We start from the raw sequence: 21,474 nt of genomic DNA on the forward strand, positions 1-21,474 counted from the left end.
GTAACTGCCCATTTGTTAAAGGTGATCGTCTAGGCGATCACCAAGTTCTAGAATTAAACGATTGAGCGCAGGTTTTAAATTCCTAATCGGCATGGTTCATTTCTTCGCCGCCTGAACGATAGCTAAATAATCGACTTTCATCGCAGAGTTATCGCTAGGAAGCCGCTTGCTACGTATCGTGGCTTTGCGTATTAGGCTGTTCAGGGACTCGATAGCATTGGTGGTGTAGATGACCTTTCTGATTAGCATTCGCAGGTTATCCCCATGGCTATTCCAAGAGCGAGAAATTCGGGCGACGTACATAGCTTGATTGATCACACGTTTATCTTGGCGGATGTTGAGCACAATGCTGTCAAGATAGGCGATGGGATAAACCGCATCTAAAGGCCATCTTTTCGCTAAAGCAGATACCTCTTATTTTGCTCTCTACCTCTTCCTGTGGCGAAAATTTAATATCTGTTTGCTCTGCATTGCCCACAGCGCTGCGCGCATAAAAAAGGCGCTTGTTATACAAGCGCCTTATGTAAGCTATTTGGCTAAGTTTAGATGATGCAGTCGATAAAGTACTCTGTTCGGCCTTGCTGCTCTTCGGCCACTAAACCATGAATATAGGTTTCAAACCCAGGGAAGCGATTATTGAATTCTCGCGCAAATTTCAAGTAGCTAATAATGGTGTCATTAAACACCTCACCTGGGATCAGCAGTGGAATTCCAGGTGGATACGGTGCGACCATCACAGAGGTAGTGCGGCCTGATAGCTTGTCGATCGGCACGCGCTCCACTAACTTGTGCGCCATCTTGGCAAAAGCATCTGCGGGCTTCATGGCTGGGATCAAGTCTGACAAATACATTTCGGTTGTCAGTTTAGCGACGTTATTTTCTTTATAAATCTGATGAATTTGGTCGCACAAGTCACGCAAGCCCACTCGCTCATAGCTAGGGTTACTTTGAATAAACTTCGGTAATACCTTCCACAAAGGTACGTTGTTGTCGTAATCGTCTTTAAACTGCTGTAACTCGGTCACCATACTGTTCCAACGACCTTTGGTGATGCCGATGGTGAACATGATAAAGAAGGAATACAGGCCAGTTTTTTCGATAACGATGCCGTGCTCTGCTAAGTACTTAGTAACCACCACGGCTGGCATGCCGCTGTCTGAGAAGTCACCTTCCATATTTAAGCCAGGCGTTAAAATTGTGGCTTTGATAGGATCCAGCAGGTTAAAGCCGGGCTCTACTTCGCCAAAGCCATGCCAGCTTTCACCGGCGTGCAGCATCCAAGCATCGCGATCATCGAGACCATGGTCGGTTAAGTCGTCGGGGCCCCACACCTTAAACCACCAATCGCTGCCATATTCATCGCCAACTTTGCGCATGGCTCGTCTAAATTCCAAGGCTTCCGATAATGACTCTTCTACCAAGGCGGTGCCGCCCGGCGCTTCCATCATGGCCGCGGCCACATCACAAGAAGCGATAATGGCGTATTGTGGGCTGGTGGACGTGTGCATCAGATACGCTTCGTTAAACACATCGCGGTCTAGAATATTTTCAGTGCCATTTTGTACCAATATTTGTGAGGCTTGTGATAATCCCGCCAGCATTTTGTGGGTCGACTGAGTCGAGAAAATCATCGACTTTTTACAACGCGGACGATGTTCGCCTATGGCGTGATAGTCACCATAAAAATCGTGGAAGGCCGCATGGGGTAACCAAGCTTCATCGAAATGCAGGGTTTCGATTTCGCCATCAAGCAGATTTTTGATCTCTTCAACGTTATACAAGATGCCATCGTAAGTGGACTGAGTAATGGTCAACACTCTTGGCTTAAGATCGGGGTTTTTCGCTAATAGCTCACGGCAGAAAGGATTGGCGAGCATTTTTTCACGAATGCGTGCCGGCTCAAACTCACTGCGTGGAATAGGACCAATAATGCCGTAATGATTGCGGGTTGGCATCAAAAACACAGGTACCGCGCCTGTCATCATGATGGCGTGCAAAATCGACTTATGGCAATTACGGTCTACGACGACGATATCGCCGGGTGCAACTGTGGAGTGCCAAACAATTTTGTTTGAAGTGGAAGTGCCGTTAGTCACAAAGTACAAATGATCGGCGTTAAAAATACGTGCCGCATTGCGCTCACTGGCGGCCACGGGACCCGTGTGATCCAGCAACTGGCCCAGCTCGTCGACCGAGTTACACACATCGGCGCGCAGCATATTTTCACCAAAAAACTGATGGAACATTTGTCCGACCGGTGATTTTAAAAATGCCACGCCGCCCGAGTGACCAGGGCAATGCCAAGAGTAAGAGCCATCTTGGGCATAGTGAGTGAGCGCACGAAAGAAGGGCGGCGCTAGGCTGTCTAAATAGCTTTTGGCTTCACGAATAATGTGGCGCGCCACAAAGTCTGGTGTGTCTTCGTGCATGTGTATAAAACCGTGCAATTCACGTAAAATCGCGTTGGGAATATGGCGCGCGGTGCGGGTTTCACCATACAGATAAATAGGAATATCAGGATTGCGATGGCGGATTTGCTCGACGAAGCGATGCAATTGATCCAACACCAGTGCGGCTTCTTCTGGGCTGCCGGCCAGCTCTTCATCATCAATCGATAACACAAAGCCTGCGGCACGACTTTGTTGCTGTGCAAACGAGGTTAAATCACCGTAACTGGTGTATCCCACCACATCCATACCGGATTTTTCGATGGCGGCTGCCAGCTCACGAATACCTGAGCCACTGGTGTTTTCGGAGCGAAAGTCTTCATCAATAATGATGATGGGAAAATAAAAGCGCATCGCATTTCCTTTGGTTGCAGGACGTGCCGGTATCGGACGTTCCGGTAAAGAAGCTCGCTAGCCGAGCGGGTACTGTGGCCATTCTACTGTTTCATTTGCGAGCTGACAAAAATGCTTATCTTGAATGGCTTATTAAATGAGATAAGTCAGCTTAGGCGCATAGCTCTGGGCTGGAAATATAGAGGCTCAACAGGCACTATGCGAGGTCATATCGCTATCTTGGTGTTCTTCTCCATGCAAAGAATAATGAAAGTCTCTGTCTGGCTATTAGGTTTGGCGTTGCTCTCTGGGTGTGCCACGTCACCGCCGCGCAATCCGGAAAATATCTGCGCCATCTTTAAAGAACATAAAAGTTGGCATAAATCAGTCGAAAAATCCCGTAAAAAATGGGGTGTGCCTGCACACGTGACCATGGCGGTTATGTATCAAGAAAGTAGCTTCAAACATGATGCCCAGCCGCCGATGCGCTATTTTTTGTTCATTCCCCGTGGTCGCGCCTCCGATGCCTACGGCTATGCACAGGCTAAAAAAGCCACTTGGGCCGACTACCAACGCGAAAGCGGTAACGGTTGGGCCAGTCGTAGCGACTTTGATGATGCTGTAGATTTCATGGGCTGGTATATGAGTAAAACCAGCAAGATTAATGGCATATCTAAATGGGATGCTTATAACCAATATTTAAATTATCACGATGGTTGGGGCGGCTACCGCCGTGGCACCCATAACAAAAAAGGGTGGTTACTCAATGTTTCACGCAAAGTGGATAACAGATCTAAGCGCTACGCTGAGCAATACTGGCAGTGTAAAGATGATTTAAATAAAGGCTGGTTTTGGTGAAGAGTGAAGGGTAATCGGTGAAGAGGACGAGATAACACCAGAACTACAGAAAACACACTGCACCTGAAGTCTGAGTGTTTTCCTCTTCACCCTTCACCCTTTATTCTTCACAATCTAAAGCGGCCGCTTGCGCTAAATACTTCGCCATTTCGGCTGGTGGTACCATGCCGCCGCCGGTGGCCCACACCAAATGATGGGCTCGGCCTAAGCGCTCGGGCGTTAAGCCCAGACGTTGTAGATAGCCCTCGTCTTCTATTAGTCGCCAAGGGCCGGGCATGCCAGCCAGCGCTGAGGGCTCAAGTTGAATGCCTTCTTGTGCGTTTAATAAGCCTAGCCATGACAACATCTCCTCATCACTCAAGGTATAAAAACCATCGAGCATAGGCGACATAAGGCGGCCGACGAAGCCGGAAGGGCGGCCTACCGCTAAGCCATCGGCGGTGGTGAGATTGTCTATGCCTAAATCCTGCACCGAAATTTGATCGTGTAAGCCTGTGTAAACGCCGAGTAGCATGCAAGGGGAGTGAGTGGGCTCGGCAAAGATACAGTGCACAGCATCACCAAAGGCCAGCTTTAAGCCAAAGGCTACGCCACCTGGGCCACCGCCTACGCCGCAAGGTAAATACACAAACAAAGGATTAGCACGGTCAATCATAATGCCCGCTTGCTCAAGTTGGGCTTTAAGGCGTTCGCCAGCGACTGCATAACCTAAGAATAATTGCACAGAATTCTCATCGTCCACAAAATGGCAATAAGGATCGTCTGCCGCCTGAGCGCGCCCGGCTGCGACCGCCACCGAATAGTCGCTGTTATATTCCACTACCGTTACACCGTTTTCGCGAAGCAGCGCTTTTTTCCACGCTCTGGCATCCGCCGACATGTGCACGCTAGTTTGAAAGCCAAGCTTGGCGCCTATCATGCCGATCGAGAGCCCCAGGTTGCCGGTAGAGCCTACGGCGATTCGGTATTGACTGAAAAACGTGCGAAAGGGTTCACTGTGTAACTGAGCATAATCATCGGTTCTTTGCAGTAAACCGGCTTTAAGTGCCAGCTTTTCGGCGTGTTGCAACACTTCATAGATGCCGCCGCGCGCCTTAATGGAGCCTGAAATAGGCAGCAAGTTATCCATTTTCAGCCACAGCTCACCAGTTAGGTTCGTTTGGAATTGTTCATTCAAAGCCTGCTGCATGCGCGCAATGGGCTGAATGGGCGACTCTAAGCGACCTTGGCTGGTGGCGGTTTCGGGGAAGGCGACGCTAAAGTAAGCGGCAAAGCGATCCAGTCGCTGACTCGCATCTTGCACGTCATCGGCAGTCAGGCCCACGGCTGTGAGTGCTTGCTCGGCGGGTAAGCGTTCTGGGTTAAACCAACTGACGGGGCGCAGGGCTACCAGTTGATCCAATAAAGGATATGCCTGGCAGAGTTCACTAATGGCCTCTGGTGAATAGCGAGGATGAGAAATCATGTCGTTAAGTCCTAAAAGTGGGCTGAGCACGCTTTAGTATATCAGTCTCTTGTGTCAAGTTGGGCCATCAAGCACAACGCAGGCCTATAGGCCTGCGTTGTGGGGGTAATGCTTACTTAGTGTTGGCATCAACTTTCGATATTAAGCATTATTTTTTGATTTTTTGTTCGGCAAAGTAGGCTTTAGTTAACCTAAATACCACAGGGCTTAATAACGCCAAGGCAATTAAGTTAGGAATGGCCATCATGGCATTGAGGGTATCCGCTAGCAGCCAAATAAACTCTAACGATTGCGTCGCGCCTATGGGCAGCGCCAATACCCAAAGTATGCGAAACGGCAATATAGCTTTAACGCCAAACAAGAACTGTACACATTTTTCGCCGTAAAAACTCCAGCCTAAGATGGTGGTGAAAGCAAAAATGGCTAAGGCTAGCGAGACTATGTATTCCCCACCCGGTATGGAGGTAGAAAAAGCCAGTGCTGTGAGTGAGGCACCGGTTTCACCGCTGGTCCAGCTGCCGGTGACCACAATCGCAAGTCCCGTGATAGAGCAGACGATAATGGTGTCGATAAAGGTGCCCAGCATGGCAATTAAGCCCTGACGTACTGGGCTGTCAGTTTTGGCTGCCGCATGTGCAATAGGCGCACTACCCAGACCGGCTTCGTTAGAAAATACGCCTCGTGCCACACCAAAACGAATCGCCATCCATACGGCGGCACCCGCAAAACCACCTTGGGCGGCTACCGGCGTAAAGGCGTGTTCAAATATGGTGCCAAACGCGGCGGGCAAGGCGGAAGCATTAACGCCCAACACCACAATACCCGCCACAAAATAGGACACTGTCATTAGCGGCACTAGCTTACCGGCCACTTCAGAGATCCAACGAATACCACCGATTAATACTAAGCCTACCAACACCATCATCACCAGGCCGGTGGTGGTGTGAGAAAAGCCAAATGAACTGCTGAGGGCATCTGCTACCGAGTTGGCTTGTACCGTATTACCAATACCAAAGCCGGCTAAACCACCGAAGATGGCGAACGCCACCCCTAGCCAAGCCCATTTTGGGCCTAAGCCATTTTTGATGTAGTACATGGGGCCACCCACGTGGTTACCCAGTGAGTCGGTTTCGCGAAAGTTTACCGCACACACGGCTTCTGAATATTTGGTGGCCATGCCCACTAGGGCCGTCATCCACATCCAAAACAAGGCGCCCGGGCCGCCTAAGAAAATAGCGGTGGCCACACCCGCAATATTACCTGTACCTATGGTGGCCGCCAGTGAGGTCATCAAGGCATTAAACGGTGATATTTCACCGCTGCCCGCTTCTGTTTTAGTAAATAGTAATTTAAAGCCGGTACCCATTTTACGAATCGGCATAAAGCCCATACGAAGTTGCAGATACAAACCTAGGCCTAAAATACCCACCAGCATGGGCACACCCCATACCACGCCATTAATCGCCGTTAATTGATTGGTTAGCCATTCCATGAGTTCGACTCCATTGTCGTTTGTATTATTGTTATTTTTTATTAACTATTAACTTAACAACTAGTTAACCCGTTATTTTCTGATTAGCCTAGAGGGTAAAGTGAGAAGTGCGCGCTAGCTTCATGTTTCGGATGGAACTATAAAAAAAGTTTGTAATAACCGTCGGCAATGAGCTATGACGGCCTTATGACCGCTTAATTGCCATTCTTTGGTTATCTGTTTGGCTACCATCGACGGTTCGCAGCCATGGGTGAGCAAGGCGTTGAGCAGTTGCAGCTGGGTGCTTGATAACGGCGTGAGAGGCGCATTACTGGCAATAAAACGCGCTAAGGCCGCCCAGTCGGATATTAAGTCTCTGTGATAAAAGGCAAAATCATGGGCGATTTGCCGATCCAGTTCGGGGTTATGGCGGGCGGGCAGCAAACGCAAGGCCTGATACAGTGCGGCTTGTTCGTGACTGAGTGCCGCTGTTTGGCGATAGCCGTGCACATTGGCACTAAATTGCCCCTGCCAGTGCGGAAGAATTTTTTTAGCCGCCACTGAACTTGGCCACAGTAGCATTACAGCTTGCAGGCCACTGACGGTATCTCGGCTTTGGCCGACCCGCACCGGGCAAAAGTGATTGGCTTGCCAAAATGCTAACAACTCAGGACTGGCACCAAAGCTGGCGCCAAGAAAGTCCCCATTAAGTGCCGCTTGCTGGCTTTGCTCTTGTAACCAAGCGATAAGCTGGCGGCCTAATCCGCTGTGTTGGCAACTCGGATGCACGACGATGCGCATGATCCTATGATAACGAAACTGACAAGCCTCAATTAAGCCGCCGTGAAAAGCCAAAGACTGCGCGAGCAAATGGCCGCGCGGTCGGCGTTGACCGCGCCAAATCGCTAAACTTAGCTCATCCGTCAGCGGATAACGCTGGGTCTGCCCCTCTGCTATTAACAGCGCCACTGCCAGCGGTATTTCTTGGCGAAACATTACCGCCAGCTTTAGCTCAGGCGCATCTAGGAGCTGGCGCAAATCACTGGGGCTGGTTTGATAGTGGGCCAAGGTCAGTAGGCCAAACACTTGGTTTAATAAGACTTCATTTTGGAGTAATTCAGTTTGGGTGACCCAGCGGATTTGCAGCGCGCCCTGAGTGGCAGGTAAGACGGCGATGGCATTGAGGGCCAGCAGTTGATACAGCAAAGGCTCTAAAGGATCCGTGGTGCTCCAGCGCGCGGGGAGATCTAGGTGTACTTTTCTGGTTTGCGGATGCATCTGTAACAACTGCGGCTGAAACTTTAACTGAAAGCCCAAGCCCGTGCCCTCATAGCCATGCTCTGTGCTGGCAAACACACAGCAGTAATGGCGGGCCAAGTTGAGTAATAGTGCCACCGGAATAGCGGCCGCTTCATCAATCAATAATACATCGGCCGCTGGGCGCGCTATTAAGAGCGCATCAGGTGCCAGAAAAGACAAAGGCGGTATGCAGTGGGCTTGTACTTGAGTGACCGCTTGAGGGCTGGGTGCGGTGAGCAATACCTTCAAGCCGGCTTTAATTAAACGAGCCGCGGCCAAGCCCAATAAGCTGGACTTACCGCGGCCACGGTCGGCGGTCAATACTACCGGCTCTTGCCTGCGGGCGCCGGACAAGATAACGGCCAAGGCATGGCGTTGCTGATTATTTAAGCAGCCTTGGGCGTCTGGGCGCACTTGCCAAGGGATTGTGTAGTGCAGCCTTGGCAATATCGGAAACGCAGTATTTTGCGCCCAGTGCAGCACTTGGGTATCTTGCGCCAATAGCCGAATAAAGCGGCTTAAAAAACCACTATGCAGATCCTGCGCTTGCTCGGGCTCGGCCACGTAGCGTACCAGATCAGGATCTGGGTAGGCCGGCCAATGTGCCAAAGGCGGGCAGAGCAAGATTAATATGCCACCGGCTTTGACCGTGCCGGCTACCGCGCCCAAGGCATCGGGATGCAAACCGCTAAAGGCGTTAAACACCAGGGCTCCGACTTCTTGGCCTAACCGCGTTTTAAACTTAGAGAGTGGCGTGGTGGGCGTCACTGAGTCGGCTTGCCCCAGCCAGAGCGTATCTGGCTGAGACTGAGTAAGCAGCTTAGCGTGAGTGATGGCCCATTCGTGCTCGCCGGCGAGCACGAATAACCGCCGTTCGCCGCACAAACGCAACAGTTGGCGCCAGTGTTGCCAGTCAGCTAGGTTCTGTGTCGTCAGCGCCATGCCCGTTAGCTCCATGTCCGTTAACCTCATGTCCGTTAACCCCATATTAGTTAACGGGCCTTCAATTAAAGAGCCGTCCGCTATGTTCGTCGATCACGCGTTTGGCTTTGGCCACCATTAACTCGGCGGCTTGCTCGGCTGAGGGCAGCATGTCGGCGCGCACTAGGGCATAGCTGTGCTCTGTGCCATCTATGACTTGAGTGATGTGGCCATTGATTCGATATTGGCCGCCCTCGGCCAGTGGCTCTGGATGTATGTCGTAGCCTTGATAATTAACCACCGCAAAGCCCGTACTGGCGGCACCCGCACTGATGGCGATGGCGTTGCTAGTTGAGCCAGTAAGCCAGTTTTTTAACCAGTTAAACATACGCATGACTCTAAATTTAGGAGGAGAAGGCAGGGTTAGGTGTGGGCACTGATGTTTTCTTTGGTGGGCACTGGCGGCTTAAAGCCGACAGCTGCCGTAGGCCATTATTTTCTGATATTTAAGATGGTGTCAGTACCTAAAGTGACGACACCGCTGGATTTAATCAGCTCTTTAAGATCATCCATATTGGAAATGATCACCGGCGTTAAGGTGGACTTGGCCTTGGCTTCCAGCAGGCCTAAGTCGAACTCGATAATTACCTCACCGGCTTTTACGGCTTGGCCCTCTTGGGCTATGCGTCTAAAACCTTCGCCTTTCAGCTCCACGGTATCGATACCAATGTGGATAAACAGCTCTAAGCCTGAGTCACTGTTCATGGCAAAAGCATGATTAGTCTCAAAAATTTTACTGATCACCCCATCGCAAGGGGCCACAACGCTATTGCCACTGGGCTTGATGGCGATACCATCACCAACAATTTTTTCCGAAAACACCAGATCGGGCACCTCTTCTAAGGCGACTAACTCACCGGAGAGGGGGGCGAGTAGCGTAATGCGGGCTTGATTGGCGGACTCGTCAGACACCATTTTTTTTAATTTATTGAACAGACTCATTCTCTAGGCTCCCTGCAGTAATGAGTGGCGATGATAACAGACGAACTTGCACAAGAGAAAACGCGAAAAAAATGACGCCCTCTTAGTGAAAGAGGGCGTCATTGAGTGCAGCGCTTTATGTTATGCCTGTGCGCGGTAAACTCACTTAGCACAAAGAGTGTGCATGAACTTAAGCTGGCAGCTCTTGTTCGGTAAATATGCCTTGGAACAAAGCCGTACTTAAGTAGCGCTCGCCGGAGCTTGGCAAAATGACCACTATGGTCTTGTTAGCAAATTCAGGTAATTCAGCCAAACGGTTGGCGGCGACCACGGCGGCGCCTGAGCTGAAGCCGGCCAAAATACCTTCGTCTTTCATCAGGCGGCGCGCCATGTCGATGGCATCTTCACTGCTCACTTGCTCAACGCGATCCACCAAAGACAAGTCTAAGTTGCCAGGAATAAAGCCAGCACCTATGCCTTGGATCTTATGGGGGCCGGGTGTCAACGGCTCGCCGGCTAAGGCTTGAGCGATAACAGGCGATTCAACGGGTTCAACGGCAACCGTGATCACGGCTTTGCCTTTGGTGTTTTTCAAGTAGCGAGACACGCCGGTTAAGGTGCCGCCTGTGCCCACTCCAGACACAAACACATCCACTTCGCCGTCTGTGGCATCCCAAATTTCAGGGCCGGTAGTCTTTTCGTGAATTTCTGGGTTAGCCGGGTTATTAAACTGCTGCAGCAGCACAAATTTTTCTGGTGCGCTGTCTCTGAGCTCCATGGCCTTTTCGATGGCGCCTTTCATGCCTTGGGCACCCTCGGTCAGTACGATATTTGCGCCCAGTGCTTTTAACAGTTGGCGACGTTCCATGCTCATGGTGTTTGGCATTGTCAGGGTAATAGGGTAGCCACGAGAAGCTGCAACAAAGGCTAAGGCGATGCCGGTATTGCCACTGGTAGGTTCAATCAGCTCTTTACCTGGTACTAACTCACCGCGCTTTTCTGCATCCCAAATCATATTGGCGCCAATGCGGCATTTAACGCTGAAGCTGGGGTTACGGCTTTCTATTTTCGCCAGTACTCGGCCTTTGCTAACGCGATTCAACCTTACCAAAGGAGTGTTTCCAATGGTCAGCGAGTTGTCTTCAAAAATCTTGCTCATGTGACTATCCCTATAGTTCGCTAAAATCCAGTTCGCTAACATCATCATTATTGATATGTAGCCAGCTTAACCATTCTATTTAGAATGAGAAATGACAAATTAGAATGAGAAGTGCCAAATTGTTATAACCATAAGTTATTGTAAGATAAAATCATATGCCTTTATTCAAGGTAGATAAAACAGCATGCAGGGAGATTTATTCATAAGTTTGCTACCAAGAGCTCTGTGAGCAAGGTATTGTGGCGTGAGTGGCAGATAATCGTTTCATTAAGGCCAGTCAGCAGCATGATTCAAGGAAAGGGCGGACATTGATATGATGGGCAGCAAGTGGGTAACAGTATGCCGCGTTGCAAGCGGACTTTGGCTATTAGTGTGCTTAACGCAGAGCTACGCTCATGCCGCCGACTGGCAAGATGAACCCTCGGCGCGAGGGCAGTTACATCAATTGGGCTTGGAGCTCGCTTTAGCGGATGTGCACCCAGATCTTACCTTATGGTGGCAGCAAGCCGTGTCTCCTGATACGGCGTCGGATCAAGCGGATGACCGCTTGTTGCTGGGCTTGCAGAGCTTTTGGCGTCACTGGTCAAGCTTGTCTTTTAATGATCGCCAATACCTGCGCACGAGTAAGGCTAAGTTATCCTTTTCTGAGCTTGATAAAACCAATTTACAGCTGGCTGATGAGTCGGGCAGCCTGAGCCAATTAGTGCAACGGCTCACGCCTGGCTATGGGGATCACGAGCAGCTAGCCCAACAATTAACGCGGCTAGTGGCGCTTAAAGAGCAGCCTTGGCCGACCTTACAGAGTGTTACTGTGCGACCCAACGAGCGCCACCTGCAAGTGGTGAGCATTCGCGAACGTCTGCAGCTGTTAGGTGATATGCCAGATACGCCTGAAATTGCGCAGACCACGGTACTCGATGCTACCTTGAATGCCAGCCATCCTGATCAAACGACTGCAGCTGAAACTACTGAACCTGAAACTACTGTGGCCCAGCCCGCATCAACTGAGCTGGAACTGAGCGAGCTTGGCTTCACAGAAGCAGACTTAGTCGCGGCGGGCATGGTCGAGCACGAGCTAAACGCAAGTGCAGAACAGGATCTCGCCTTGTCTAATCCCGCTAACCAGTCCGTGATGCAGGCGTTATCTGGCTCCTCTAATAGTCTTGGCATCTCGCCTACTTTTATCGACCCTGAGCTTTATGATGCGGATTTATTGGCTGGCGTGAAGCGTTTTCAAGCGCGTCATGGCTTAACGGTAGATGGCGTTGTTGGCCCGCAAACCTATGCGTGGCTAAATACCTCGCCGTTAAAGCGCGCGCAGTTGTTAATGCGCAGCATGATGCGCACCTTGATCAGCGATGAATTACCGGCTTCCTATCTGGTAGTGAATATTCCCGAATATTATTTGCGCTTATACCAGAATCAGGCCTTGGTGCTAGAGAGCAACGTGATAGTGGGGCAAAATGCACGCAAAACGCCGGTGATGGCCAGTAAGATCACCAGCGTAGTGTTTAACCCGCCTTGGAACGTGCCGCGCTCCATTCTTACCAAAGACATCTTGCCTAAGTTGTATCGGGATCCGGGTTATTTAGAGCGCCAAGGTTTTGAGGTGCTAGATAGCTCAGGCACTCAGCTTATTTCACGCGAAGAATGGCAAACGCGGTTAGAAGAAGGCGGCGGTTTTCCGTATCGCTTACGCCAACGGCCAGGTCCTGGTAATGCGCTGGGTGCCTATAAGTTTCATTTGCCGAACAACGATGCGATTTATTTGCACGACACCCCTGGCCGTGGCCTGTTTGCGCGTGATAGCCGCGCCTTTAGCTCCGGTTGTGTACGGGTCCAAGGTGCCGAGCAACTGGCCGATTGGTTAGTGGGAGGGCAGTTAAGTAGTAACCGTTTAGCGGCACTTAAATCCACGCCAGAAACCCGTTGGATTAAAGTTAATCAGGCTCTGCCATTATTTATGGTGTATTGGCCCGGTTGGTTAGGCCATGATGGGCAACCGCATTTTCGCAGTGATATCTATGGCTTTGATGCCAGTATTAGCAGCCCCTTTAAAGCCGGTTAACGCCGCTTTCTCGCTAGGCTCAGCGTCGCTGTGAGCGGCTGACTGGGCCTAATGTAGGGCGTTTATCTTAAATAGAAGTTGGTTTTATCGGCGTTTATAGGGTAGTTTCTATACACTTCTTAATGGGTTAAATCTTGATTTTTATCCATTAATGCATGAAAAATTTGCAGTAAATGTAAACAAATAGCGAGTATAAAATGTAAAGCCCCCAGTAGCACAGCCTTTAGCTGAGCCACTTATTTATTCACTGTCAGCCTGTCGAACGGGGCCGTTACCGGCCGGTTCGACTTTTGTTTTGCAGGCGCGAGTAATAAGCACAGGTTCACCGGCTGCTGCATTTTTATTGTTTAAAAAATGAGTTTAGAACTATGTTTGACTTCAAAAGAGAAAAACAGGCCTTAGATCAGCAACACCTTGCACTAACAGCAGACGAATTAACCCAAACATTACCGCAAGGCGTTGCGCGTCGACGTTTCTTGCTGGGTTTAGGTGGCTTAAGTGCGACGGCACTCTTGCCCATGCCCGCCCTTGCCAGCCGTTCGGCACCGGTGCGCAAGCTTAGCTTGCACAGCATTAATACTGGCGAGCAAGTGACCGCCAGTTTCTGGGAAGAAGGGAGCTACCTTAAAGAAGGTTTAAATACCTTAAATCGCGTGATGCGCGATTACAGAGCCGGTGAACAGTCGGAGATAGATCCTAAATTGTTCGACCAGTTATATTTATTACAACACCGTTTAGGCAAGGCTGGGGAGATCCAAATTATCTCTGGGTATCGCTCCCCCAACACCAACGCCATGTTACGCCGTACGTCGAGAGGCGTGGCCAAGAAAAGCTATCATATGACAGGTCAAGCCATTGACTTGCGCATCCCTGGTGTTTCTTTGGCTCAAGTACGCCAAGCCGCCTTAAACATGAAGGTAGGTGGCGTTGGTTATTACCCTAGCTCCAATTTCGTTCATCTAGACACGGGGCCCGTCCGCAGCTGGGTGTAATGATCCACCCATAATGCGGTGGCGCCACAGATGGCAACCGGTATGATCAATAAGTTGATCAGCGGTAAGCTCGAACACAGTGCTACGCTGGCGCCAAAGCCTAAGTTAAGTTGGCGTTTTTCTGCTAAAGCATGGCGCATCACAGCAAAATCAATTTTGTGGTTATCAAACGGATAATCACAATATTGAATGGCCATCATCCAAGCACTAAACACAAACCAAATTACCGGCGCTAGCGTTTGCCCTACCACGGGTACCAAAAATAACAGCAAGCAGCCCAAGGCTCGCGGTAAGTAATAGCTTATTTTATGTATTTCTCTGGCCAGCATGCGCGGGGTATCTTTCAACAGTCCCCACCAGCCCGTATCCGGCAGCGGCGCACCCGTTAGTTTCAGCTCCACTCGCTCGGCCAATAAGCCATTAAAAGGCGCGGCTATCAGGTTAGCTACGCTGGTAAATAGCAACGAAAACACCACCAGCACGCTAATAATGGCCAAGGGCCAGAGCACAAACTTAAGCCACTGCAGATAACTGGGAATGGACTCGTTAAACCAGGCAAAGAGCGTATCCAGTTGCAGATATAAAAAATAAAATGCCCCACCAAACAGCAGCAGATTTACCGCCAGCGGTATCAATACGAACAGCCGTAAATCTCGCTCTGCAATCAGCGACAAACCTCTAACTAAATAATGCGGGCCGCGAGCTAAGTGAGCAGGAGCGGAAGAAGATGCAGACATTAAGGGCTTCCTTGGTAAATAAACAGGCATAGTAGAGGTCAAGTGAGCCGCTGCCAAGTTATGGTGCTGCTTGAACATAAAACGCTGTCTTAGTGGTGCTACAAGTCAATCTTTATCGGTGGCTTGGTCTGTATCATTAGGCCAATAGCGACTGACGGTGCAGTCAGAGTCTGGGCTACGACGCAAATCAGCCGATACAGAGGTGAGGTAATTTTGTACAACTTTATCGGCCGGTGACGATTTGGCGACAATAAAGGCCGCTAGTAAGCGTAAAAATACACAAAATGCGGCTTTTTCTCCATTCCTCACCCAGATGACTCTTGTCAAACCCTGATGGGAAACATACCCTTGTCATTGTCTTCAATAACAGTGCGGCGCCAAGGTGGGCTATTTTTCCTTGCGACGGCGACACGGCTTAACATAAGCAAAAATATTTAGAGAAACGATAATGCAGGATTTGCGAATTATCTTGATCATTCTGGGCGCGGTAGCCATTGCCGCTTTACTGATCCACGGTTTGTGGACCAGCCAGAAAGGACGTCAAAAACCCTTGCGCGATAAGCCGCTTACTAAAGTGAGCAGTAAGACGCCAGACGCCAACGATAGCAAATTCGACGAATTTGACAGTGATGGTATTGGCCGAGTCCGAGTAGTGGGCAACCATCAGGCAGCCTCTTTATCTCGAGATCATGAGATAGAAGATGATTGGCAAATCAGCTCGCATTTTTCGAGCCTGAGTGACGACGCGGATGAGCCGAGCTTAGGTTTGCCGCCGACCTTGTCGACCAGCGTGTTTGCCGAAGACCCTGAAGATGAAGTTAAACCAACTCCCGACTTCGTGGCTCAGCGTGCCGAGCAAAGAAACATTGAAGCTCAAAAAAGAACGGCGGCACTTCAAGGTACAGACGGTGCTCGAGCTTCCCGAGAGCGCAACGCAGGCCAGCCGCCGATGGGTGAAAGCGCCGCTGAGCTGCGTGCCCGTCAATATCGCCAAGGTGAGATTGACCCTCTGTTTGATAATCACGAGCCTGTGGTTGCGCCACCGGCGGATACAGAGCTGGAAACTTATGAACGCGCCGAAAAAGACGTGTATCGTCCCGCGCCTGCGTTTAACCGACCGGCGGCGTCCGTTGCCTCACCATCTCCAGCTAAGGTAGAGCCAGTGGCAGAGCCTATTGCGCCCGAGCCAAACATTGAACCCGAGGCTATTGCCCCAGCCGCGGCCAAGCCCGTCGCTGCCATCACCAAGACGTGGCAAGACGTATATGTGGTTAACTTGATGGCCAAGCCCAATCAAACAATAGCGGGCATAGATTTAATACGCGCCGTGACGCAAGTGGGCTTTATCTTTGGTGACATGGATATTTTTCACCGCTACCAAGGCAGCAGCACGCAAGGTGAGCCATTATTTAGCTTGGCGAATATGGTGAATCCTGGCACTTTTACCCCTGATGCCATGAGTGAATTTACCACGCCGGGTGTCTCTATCTTTATGCAGTTACCTAAGCCGGGTATGGCGAAAAATCATTTTAATATGATGATCCAAGCGGCGGATAATATGAAAGAAGATTTAGATGCGGTATTGCTCGATGGTCAGCGCCAGCCACTAAGCCTTGATTACTTAGTACGTTGCCGCTCCCAGCTCAACGACTTTGACAGTCAAGCCTAGTCGCCTAGTCTGGTATTAGATGCAATAACAGTGCGGCCTAAGGCCGCACTTTTTGTTTAAAGCCGTTAGGCAGGCCTGAAGGGTAAGGCTGAAGGGTAAAGGGTGAGGGGTTAACACCTAACTTTGAGCTAAACCTGAGCTACACCCAAGACATAGGCTTCTGTTAGTTTGTCCTAGCACAGAGCGTGGTAAAATCGCGTTAATTGTTAGGTTGTGTTGTATCGTTTTTTTACGCTTCACTCTTTCCCCATCACACTTTACTTATTACTCAGCGGATTCTTCACATGCCTGATGCTCATAGCCAAGTCCTTGCCTTGCGTAAGCTACTCGAACGTTATAACCAGCAATACTATGTGGCGGATGCGCCTAGCGTGCCAGATGCAGAATACGACCGTGTTATGCGTGAGCTGATAGCCCTAGAGCAGGCGCACCCCGAGTTGTTAGATGCCGACTCCCCGAGCCAGAAAGTGGGTGGCGCGCCAATTTCGGCATTTCCTGCCATCGAGCATGCTCAGCCTATGCTGTCGTTAGATAACGTGTTTAGTCTTGAAGAACTAGCCGCCTTTGAAAAGCGCGTACTGACCCGCTTAAACCGTAGCGAAGCCGTCGTATATTGCTGCGAGCCTAAGCTCGATGGCTTAGCAGTCAGCCTTATGTATGAACAAGGTCGCCTCGTGCAGGCGGCCACGCGCGGCGACGGACGCACCGGTGAGGGCATCACAGAAAACGTGCGCACCATTAAAAGCATTCCGCTGACCTTAAGCGGCAGCGGCTGGCCGGCGCGGTTTGAAGTACGCGGCGAAGTGTTTATGCCCAGCCGCGGCTTTGCGGCCATGAATGAGGCTGCACGCGAACGCGGCGATAAAATTTTTGCCAATCCGCGTAATGCCGCCGCCGGCAGTTTACGCCAGCTCGACTCGCGCATTACCGCCAAGCGCCCCTTATCTTTTTATTGCTATGGCGTGGGCTTAGTTGAAGGCGCGCCGCTGGCAGATAGCCATTTTGCTACCTTAGCGCGCTTAAAAAGCTGGGGCCTACCCATGAGCCCAGAGGTTAAGCTGATGACGGGGCAGGCGGGCTGTGAGCAATATCATGACGATATCTTAAGTCGCCGTGAGCAACTGCCTTATGAAATTGACGGCGTGGTCTACAAAGTCGATGACTTAGGCTTGCAAGCCGAGTTGGGCTTTGTGGCGCGGGCACCGCGTTGGGCCACGGCTCATAAATTTCCGGCTCAAGAAGAGCTGACCAGACTGCTTAATGTCGAGTTTCAAGTGGGCCGCACCGGCGCCATTACGCCGGTCGCTAAGTTGGATCCTGTGCCAGTGGCGGGTGTTATCGTCTCTAACGCTACCTTGCACAATGCAGACGAAATTGAGCGTTTGGGGGTGATGATCAATGACACCGTGATTATTCGTCGCGCCGGGGATGTGATCCCACAAGTGGCCGCCGTGGTATTAGAAAGGCGACCGCAAGATGCCCGATCCATCGTTTTTCCCGCTGCATGTCCTGTGTGTGGTGCCGAGATAGAGCGTATTGAAGGCGAAGTGGTGGCACGCTGCAGTGGTGGCTTGTTTTGTGCCGCCCAGCGTAAAGAAGCCATCAAGCATTTCTCCTCGCGCAAGGCCCTCGATATCGACGGTTTGGGCACCAAGATCATCGAGCAGCTGGTGGATGCTGAATTAATAAAAACCCCAGCGGATTTATTCTCGCTCACTCAAGCGCAGTTATTGGGTTTAGAGCGCATGGGCGAGAAGTCGGCGACTAAATTGTTAGTCTCATTGGATGTGGCGCGAGCCACCACCTTGTCGCGTTTTTTATATGCACTCGGTATTCGCGAAGTTGGCGAAGCCACGGCGAATAACTTAGCCCAGCACTATTTAACGCTGGATGCGGTGATGAGTGCCCCAGTGGACTCCTTACTCACTGTGCCCGATGTGGGCGAGATAGTGGCCAAACATGTGTATTACTTTTTTCGTCAAACCGACAACCAAGCTGTGGTGCAGTCGTTAGTTACGCCCAAAGATCAAGGTGGTTGTGGCCTGCACTGGCCTGAGATAGTCCCAGTGATAGCGGCAGAACAGCCGCTTGCGGGGCAAACTTTCGTGCTTACCGGTACCCTAACTCAATTGTCGCGCAATGATGCTAAGGCGGCACTGCAGGCGCTGGGCGCCAAGGTGGCAGGTTCAGTGTCGGCAAAAACCAGCTGTGTGGTGGCCGGCGAAGCGGCAGGCTCTAAATTGGTGAAAGCCCAAGAGTTAGGGCTCAAGATCTTGGATGAAGACGGACTGCTGGCGCTATTAGCCGAGCATCAGTAAATCGTGAGCGGAGCATAGTGAGGAGGGGCGTGATGAGTAAACACCTCACACCGCCCTATTTACGCCTCGCGCACTTAAGGCGCCGTTACTACCGAGAACTCTTGGCCCATGCGGCGAAAGGCGTTGAGCAACAAGCCTTTGTCGGTCACTTCTAAATAATGCAATTGACCGTTGTTATTCAGCACTAAGGTCAGTTCTTGGCCATCACGTAACTGGCTGAGCGGTTTATAAGAAGGTTCGGCGCGTACCAGCGCGATTAAGTCGCTGCCGGGCAGTTTCCACTCCCGAAACAAGGCGGCTAAAGTTTCACCCGCTGCCATGGTGTGATCGATGCGCTTACCGCCATCGGGTATGACGATTTCGCGAGTGACTGTGGGCTCTAATGATAAGTTCAAGCTGCCGGTAATGGGCGTGGCTTCTTGCTTAGGCGCCGGCTGCCACATCAATAACACTAGCCACAGCGGCAGTAAAATCACCAAGCCTACTTTGTGCTTGCGTGACATTTCTCGCCAGCTGGCAAGACCGCGACCTATGGCTTGGCGCACCGGTAAGGTGACATCATTCATCTTGCCGGCCATGGATTCTGGTTGCTTTCGCTTCATTTGATTTCTTCTGGACATAAATAACCACCTCGTGAGCGCTAGTGTATCTGTGGCCAACAGACTCGACAAGCCATGAGATGACCTGCTTTGGCGATGTTGGCGGCTTTTGTCTGCTCTAACGCTGGCGATTCAACCACTCTTCCAGCCATAAGGCGTTTAACCCGCTGGCGGTGGGTGCTAAAATGTCGGCACTTTGTTGTGTGCTAGTCGTGTTTTGTACTAGCCATGTGTGTAAGAACAGTATGAGTAAAAGCAGTGTTTGTTCGCCCCCTTTGATCCAAAGAGGGTTGGCGCTCCATCTGCTGTGTTAACGTGGTGCCATCGATTTGGACCTTGACCCAAACACACTTGGCATCAATGCCAGTCCGGTTGGGCTTTATTTATTAGCTAAGGCAGAAAGAATGACAGTTAAAACGCGGTTTGCCCCTAGTCCTACCGGCTTTCTTCACGTTGGTGGTGCCCGTACGGCTCTGTATTCCTGGCTTTATGCTCGCCATCTTCAGGGCGAGTTTGTATTGCGTATTGAAGATACGGATCTGGAACGTTCTACCCAAGAAGCCATCGATGCCATTATAGAGGGCATGAACTGGTTAGGGCTGAACTGGGAAGAAGGTCCATATTATCAAACCCAGCGTTTTGATCGTTACAACGCACTGATCGAGCAGTTACTGGGCGAAGATAAAGCCTACAAATGCTATTGCTCTCGTGAGCGCCTCGATGCGCTGCGTGAGCAGCAAATGGCCGCCGGCGAAAAGCCGCGCTATGACGGCCATTGCCGCCACGACGTAGAACAACATGGCAGCGAACAGCACGCCGCCGATGCACCTTGTGTGATCCGCTTTAAAAACCCCACCGCCGGAGCGGTAGTGTTTGAGGATCACGTACGCGGTCGCATCGAAACCGGTAACGATCAGCTCGATGACTTGATTATTCGTCGTACCGACGGCGCGCCTACCTACAATTTCTGTGTGGTGGTCGACGACTGGGACATGGAAATTACCCATGTGGTGCGCGGCGAAGATCACATCAACAACACACCTCGCCAAATCAATATTTACCACGCACTGGGCGCGCCCGTGCCTGAGTTTGCCCATGTGTCCATGATCTTGGGCGACGACGGCGCTAAGCTTTCTAAGCGCCACGGTGCCGTAAGCGTGATGCAATATCGTGACGACGGTTACCTACCGCAAGCTTTATTAAATTACCTAGTGCGTTTGGGCTGGTCTCATGGGGATCAAGAAATTTTCTCTCGTGAAGAGATGATCGAATTGTTCTCATTAGACGCCATCGGTAAGTCGGCGTCGGCCTTTAATACCGACAAACTCTTGTGGCTAAATCAGCACTACATTAAAACCTCACCCGCCACTGAAGTGGCCGAATACCTGAGCTGGCATATGCAGGATCAAGGTATTGATGTCACTCAGGGCCCGGCATTGGCCGAGGTGGTAAGCCTGTATGCGGAGCGTTGCCACACGCTTAAAGAGATGGCCGAGCAAAGCCGCTATCTGTTTGAAGACTTCAGCGCGTTTGAAGAGGGGGCGGCTAAGAAGCACCTGCGCCCAGTGGCCGCCGAAGCTTTAGATCTGGTACGCAGCAAGTTGGCTGAGCTTAATGATTGGCAGGCAAGCAGCATTCATGAGCAGATTAATGCCGCCGCCGCCGAGCTAGAATTGGGCATGGGCAAGGTGGGCATGCCACTGCGCGTTGCCGTGACCGGTACCGGCCAGTCTCCCGGTATCGATGGCGTGATAGCACAGCTCAGCAAAGAGCAGACGTTGGCGCGTATCGATATGGCGCTGGCCTTTATTCGCGAACGCGCTAACGGTTAAAACGTAAAGCGTGAGCAGTGAAGGGTGAGGCGTAAAGTGAAAACCGCGCCGCAGACTAAACGCTAAGCTCTATCTAAATACCACACATCCATGCCTAGGCATGGATGTGTTTTTTGGGTGTTTTAATAATCAATGTGGACAATAAGTGGCTACTTAAGTGACTTTGGCTAATTTTTGGTTGACAGAAAAAGCCGCACTGCCTATCATCCGCATCGCTTCAACAGTCCATGACTGAAGAGCCAGTAAGAGGGGTTATAGCTCAGCTGGGAGAGCGCTTGCATGGCATGCAAGAGGTCCGCGGTTCGATCCCGCGTAGCTCCACCAC

16 protein-coding genes, 1 tRNA gene and 2 pseudogenes are annotated in these 21,474 nt (G+C 50.9%); 7 read left to right on the forward strand and 12 right to left on the reverse strand.

What is annotated here, in order from left to right; genetic code table 11:
- Positions 1 to 15 precede the first annotated feature (15 nt).
- The 3 genes and pseudogenes from ACEN2G_RS11015 to ACEN2G_RS11025 form a co-directional block, all read right to left on the reverse strand.
- Positions 16 to 291: pseudogene (locus ACEN2G_RS11015) on the reverse strand (transposase); the annotation flags it as partial.
- A gap of 12 nt (positions 292 to 303) precedes the next feature.
- Positions 304 to 396, reverse strand: a pseudogene (locus ACEN2G_RS11020) (hypothetical protein); the annotation flags it as partial.
- 146 nt (positions 397 to 542) lie between these two features.
- Entirely contained in the window at positions 543 to 2,801 is a 2,259-nt protein-coding gene (locus ACEN2G_RS11025; RefSeq protein WP_442021536.1) for an Orn/Lys/Arg decarboxylase N-terminal domain-containing protein, read from the reverse strand.
- Positions 2,802 to 3,047: 246 nt separating this feature from the next.
- Here ACEN2G_RS11025 and ACEN2G_RS11030 point away from each other — a divergent pair, with 246 nt between their 5' ends.
- On the forward strand, positions 3,048 to 3,638 hold the full coding sequence (locus tag ACEN2G_RS11030) for a transglycosylase SLT domain-containing protein (protein WP_442021553.1): 591 nt from the start codon (positions 3,048 to 3,050) through the stop codon (positions 3,636 to 3,638).
- A gap of 100 nt (positions 3,639 to 3,738) precedes the next feature.
- On the opposite strand, the gene ACEN2G_RS11035 is transcribed toward ACEN2G_RS11030, so the two are convergent.
- The 6 genes from ACEN2G_RS11035 to cysK all read right to left on the reverse strand — a co-directional run bounded on the left by ACEN2G_RS11035 (position 3,739) and on the right by cysK (position 10,934).
- A complete protein-coding gene (locus tag ACEN2G_RS11035) occupies positions 3,739 to 5,103 on the reverse strand; it encodes a D-serine ammonia-lyase (RefSeq protein ID WP_442021537.1) in 1,365 nt (454 codons plus the stop codon).
- 148 nt (positions 5,104 to 5,251) lie between these two features.
- Positions 5,252 to 6,595 carry an alanine/glycine:cation symporter family protein gene (locus ACEN2G_RS11040; RefSeq protein WP_442021538.1) on the reverse strand — a complete coding sequence of 448 codons (1,344 nt, stop codon included), beginning with the start codon at positions 6,593 to 6,595 and terminating at the stop codon, positions 5,252 to 5,254.
- 120 nt (positions 6,596 to 6,715) lie between these two features.
- Complete coding sequence (locus tag ACEN2G_RS11045; protein WP_442021539.1) at positions 6,716 to 8,845, reverse strand: tRNA(Met) cytidine acetyltransferase TmcA; 2,130 nt, start codon at positions 8,843 to 8,845, stop codon at positions 6,716 to 6,718.
- 31 nt (positions 8,846 to 8,876) lie between these two features.
- Positions 8,877 to 9,182: an HlyU family transcriptional regulator gene (locus ACEN2G_RS11050; protein ID WP_442021540.1), complete on the reverse strand. Its 306-nt coding sequence runs from the start codon at positions 9,180 to 9,182 to the stop codon at positions 8,877 to 8,879.
- A gap of 104 nt (positions 9,183 to 9,286) precedes the next feature.
- Positions 9,287 to 9,796 (reverse strand): PTS glucose transporter subunit IIA, encoded by a 510-nt coding sequence (gene crr, locus ACEN2G_RS11055; protein ID WP_442021541.1) that lies wholly within the window; start codon positions 9,794 to 9,796, stop codon positions 9,287 to 9,289.
- Positions 9,797 to 9,965: 169 nt separating this feature from the next.
- Positions 9,966 to 10,934 (reverse strand): cysteine synthase A, encoded by a 969-nt coding sequence (gene cysK / locus ACEN2G_RS11060; protein ID WP_442021542.1) that lies wholly within the window; start codon positions 10,932 to 10,934, stop codon positions 9,966 to 9,968.
- A gap of 313 nt (positions 10,935 to 11,247) precedes the next feature.
- Here cysK and ACEN2G_RS11065 point away from each other — a divergent pair, with 313 nt between their 5' ends.
- Together ACEN2G_RS11065 and ACEN2G_RS11070 are read left to right on the forward strand one after the other, a co-directional pair.
- The gene (locus tag ACEN2G_RS11065) at positions 11,248 to 13,002 is read left to right on the forward strand and encodes a L,D-transpeptidase family protein (RefSeq protein ID WP_442021543.1); all 1,755 of its coding nucleotides are present in this window, start codon (positions 11,248 to 11,250) and stop codon (positions 13,000 to 13,002) included.
- Positions 13,003 to 13,370: 368 nt separating this feature from the next.
- Complete coding sequence (locus ACEN2G_RS11070; RefSeq protein ID WP_442021544.1) at positions 13,371 to 13,994, forward strand: DUF882 domain-containing protein; 624 nt, start codon at positions 13,371 to 13,373, stop codon at positions 13,992 to 13,994.
- Here the strand turns inward: ACEN2G_RS11070 and cysZ are convergent.
- Both cysZ and ACEN2G_RS11080 read right to left on the reverse strand, forming a co-directional pair.
- Positions 13,958 to 14,731 carry a sulfate transporter CysZ gene (gene cysZ / locus ACEN2G_RS11075; RefSeq protein ID WP_442021545.1) on the reverse strand — a complete coding sequence of 258 codons (774 nt, stop codon included), beginning with the start codon at positions 14,729 to 14,731 and terminating at the stop codon, positions 13,958 to 13,960. The two genes, ACEN2G_RS11070 and cysZ, sit on opposite strands and share 37 nt — an antisense overlap.
- A 105-nt stretch (positions 14,732 to 14,836) precedes the next feature.
- Positions 14,837 to 15,040: a hypothetical protein gene (locus ACEN2G_RS11080; protein WP_442021546.1), complete on the reverse strand. Its 204-nt coding sequence runs from the start codon at positions 15,038 to 15,040 to the stop codon at positions 14,837 to 14,839.
- A 139-nt stretch (positions 15,041 to 15,179) separates the two neighbouring features.
- On the opposite strand from ACEN2G_RS11080, the gene zipA reads away from it, so the two are divergent.
- Together zipA and ligA are read left to right on the forward strand one after the other, a co-directional pair.
- Positions 15,180 to 16,400: a cell division protein ZipA gene (gene zipA / locus ACEN2G_RS11085; protein ID WP_442021547.1), complete on the forward strand. Its 1,221-nt coding sequence runs from the start codon at positions 15,180 to 15,182 to the stop codon at positions 16,398 to 16,400.
- A 284-nt stretch (positions 16,401 to 16,684) separates the two neighbouring features.
- Positions 16,685 to 18,718 (forward strand): NAD-dependent DNA ligase LigA, encoded by a 2,034-nt coding sequence (gene ligA, locus ACEN2G_RS11090; RefSeq protein WP_442021548.1) that lies wholly within the window; start codon positions 16,685 to 16,687, stop codon positions 18,716 to 18,718.
- Positions 18,719 to 18,792: 74 nt separating this feature from the next.
- Here the strand turns inward: ligA and ACEN2G_RS11095 are convergent, their stop codons facing one another.
- Positions 18,793 to 19,320 carry a LysM-like peptidoglycan-binding domain-containing protein gene (locus ACEN2G_RS11095; RefSeq protein ID WP_442021549.1) on the reverse strand — a complete coding sequence of 176 codons (528 nt, stop codon included), beginning with the start codon at positions 19,318 to 19,320 and terminating at the stop codon, positions 18,793 to 18,795.
- Positions 19,321 to 19,721: 401 nt separating this feature from the next.
- Between ACEN2G_RS11095 and gltX the strand changes: the two genes are divergently transcribed.
- Together gltX and ACEN2G_RS11105 are read left to right on the forward strand one after the other, a co-directional pair.
- Complete coding sequence (gene gltX, locus ACEN2G_RS11100) at positions 19,722 to 21,149, forward strand: glutamate--tRNA ligase (protein ID WP_442021550.1); 1,428 nt, start codon at positions 19,722 to 19,724, stop codon at positions 21,147 to 21,149.
- A gap of 248 nt (positions 21,150 to 21,397) precedes the next feature.
- Positions 21,398 to 21,473: transfer RNA gene (locus tag ACEN2G_RS11105), tRNA-Ala, on the forward strand.
- Position 21,474 lies beyond the last annotated feature (1 nt).

This window comes from Oceanisphaera sp. W20_SRM_FM3, assembly GCF_052119705.1.
Classification (GTDB): domain Bacteria; phylum Pseudomonadota; class Gammaproteobacteria; order Enterobacterales; family Aeromonadaceae; genus Oceanimonas.

What these genes read in the sequence shown, in the direction of transcription:
- ACEN2G_RS11025 (WP_442021536.1), bottom strand. Translation starts at nt 2,801, where the DNA reads ATGCGCTTTTATTTTCCCATCATCATTATTGATGAAGACTTTCGCTCC.
- ACEN2G_RS11030 (WP_442021553.1), top strand. Translation starts at nt 3,048, where the DNA reads ATGAAAGTCTCTGTCTGGCTATTAGGTTTGGCGTTGCTCTCTGGGTGT.
- ACEN2G_RS11035 (WP_442021537.1), bottom strand. Translation starts at nt 5,103, where the DNA reads ATGATTTCTCATCCTCGCTATTCACCAGAGGCCATTAGTGAACTCTGC.
- ACEN2G_RS11040 (WP_442021538.1), bottom strand. Translation starts at nt 6,595, where the DNA reads ATGGAATGGCTAACCAATCAATTAACGGCGATTAATGGCGTGGTATGG.
- ACEN2G_RS11045 (WP_442021539.1), bottom strand. Translation starts at nt 8,845, where the DNA reads ATGAGGTTAACGGACATGGAGCTAACGGGCATGGCGCTGACGACACAG.
- ACEN2G_RS11050 (WP_442021540.1), bottom strand. Translation starts at nt 9,182, where the DNA reads ATGTTTAACTGGTTAAAAAACTGGCTTACTGGCTCAACTAGCAACGCC.
- crr (WP_442021541.1), bottom strand. Translation starts at nt 9,796, where the DNA reads ATGAGTCTGTTCAATAAATTAAAAAAAATGGTGTCTGACGAGTCCGCC.
- cysK (WP_442021542.1), bottom strand. Translation starts at nt 10,934, where the DNA reads ATGAGCAAGATTTTTGAAGACAACTCGCTGACCATTGGAAACACTCCT.
- ACEN2G_RS11065 (WP_442021543.1), top strand. Translation starts at nt 11,248, where the DNA reads ATGATGGGCAGCAAGTGGGTAACAGTATGCCGCGTTGCAAGCGGACTT.
- ACEN2G_RS11070 (WP_442021544.1), top strand. Translation starts at nt 13,371, where the DNA reads ATGTTTGACTTCAAAAGAGAAAAACAGGCCTTAGATCAGCAACACCTT.
- cysZ (WP_442021545.1), bottom strand. Translation starts at nt 14,731, where the DNA reads ATGTCTGCATCTTCTTCCGCTCCTGCTCACTTAGCTCGCGGCCCGCAT.
- zipA (WP_442021547.1), top strand. Translation starts at nt 15,180, where the DNA reads ATGCAGGATTTGCGAATTATCTTGATCATTCTGGGCGCGGTAGCCATT.
- ligA (WP_442021548.1), top strand. Translation starts at nt 16,685, where the DNA reads ATGCCTGATGCTCATAGCCAAGTCCTTGCCTTGCGTAAGCTACTCGAA.
- ACEN2G_RS11095 (WP_442021549.1), bottom strand. Translation starts at nt 19,320, where the DNA reads ATGAAGCGAAAGCAACCAGAATCCATGGCCGGCAAGATGAATGATGTC.
- gltX (WP_442021550.1), top strand. Translation starts at nt 19,722, where the DNA reads ATGACAGTTAAAACGCGGTTTGCCCCTAGTCCTACCGGCTTTCTTCAC.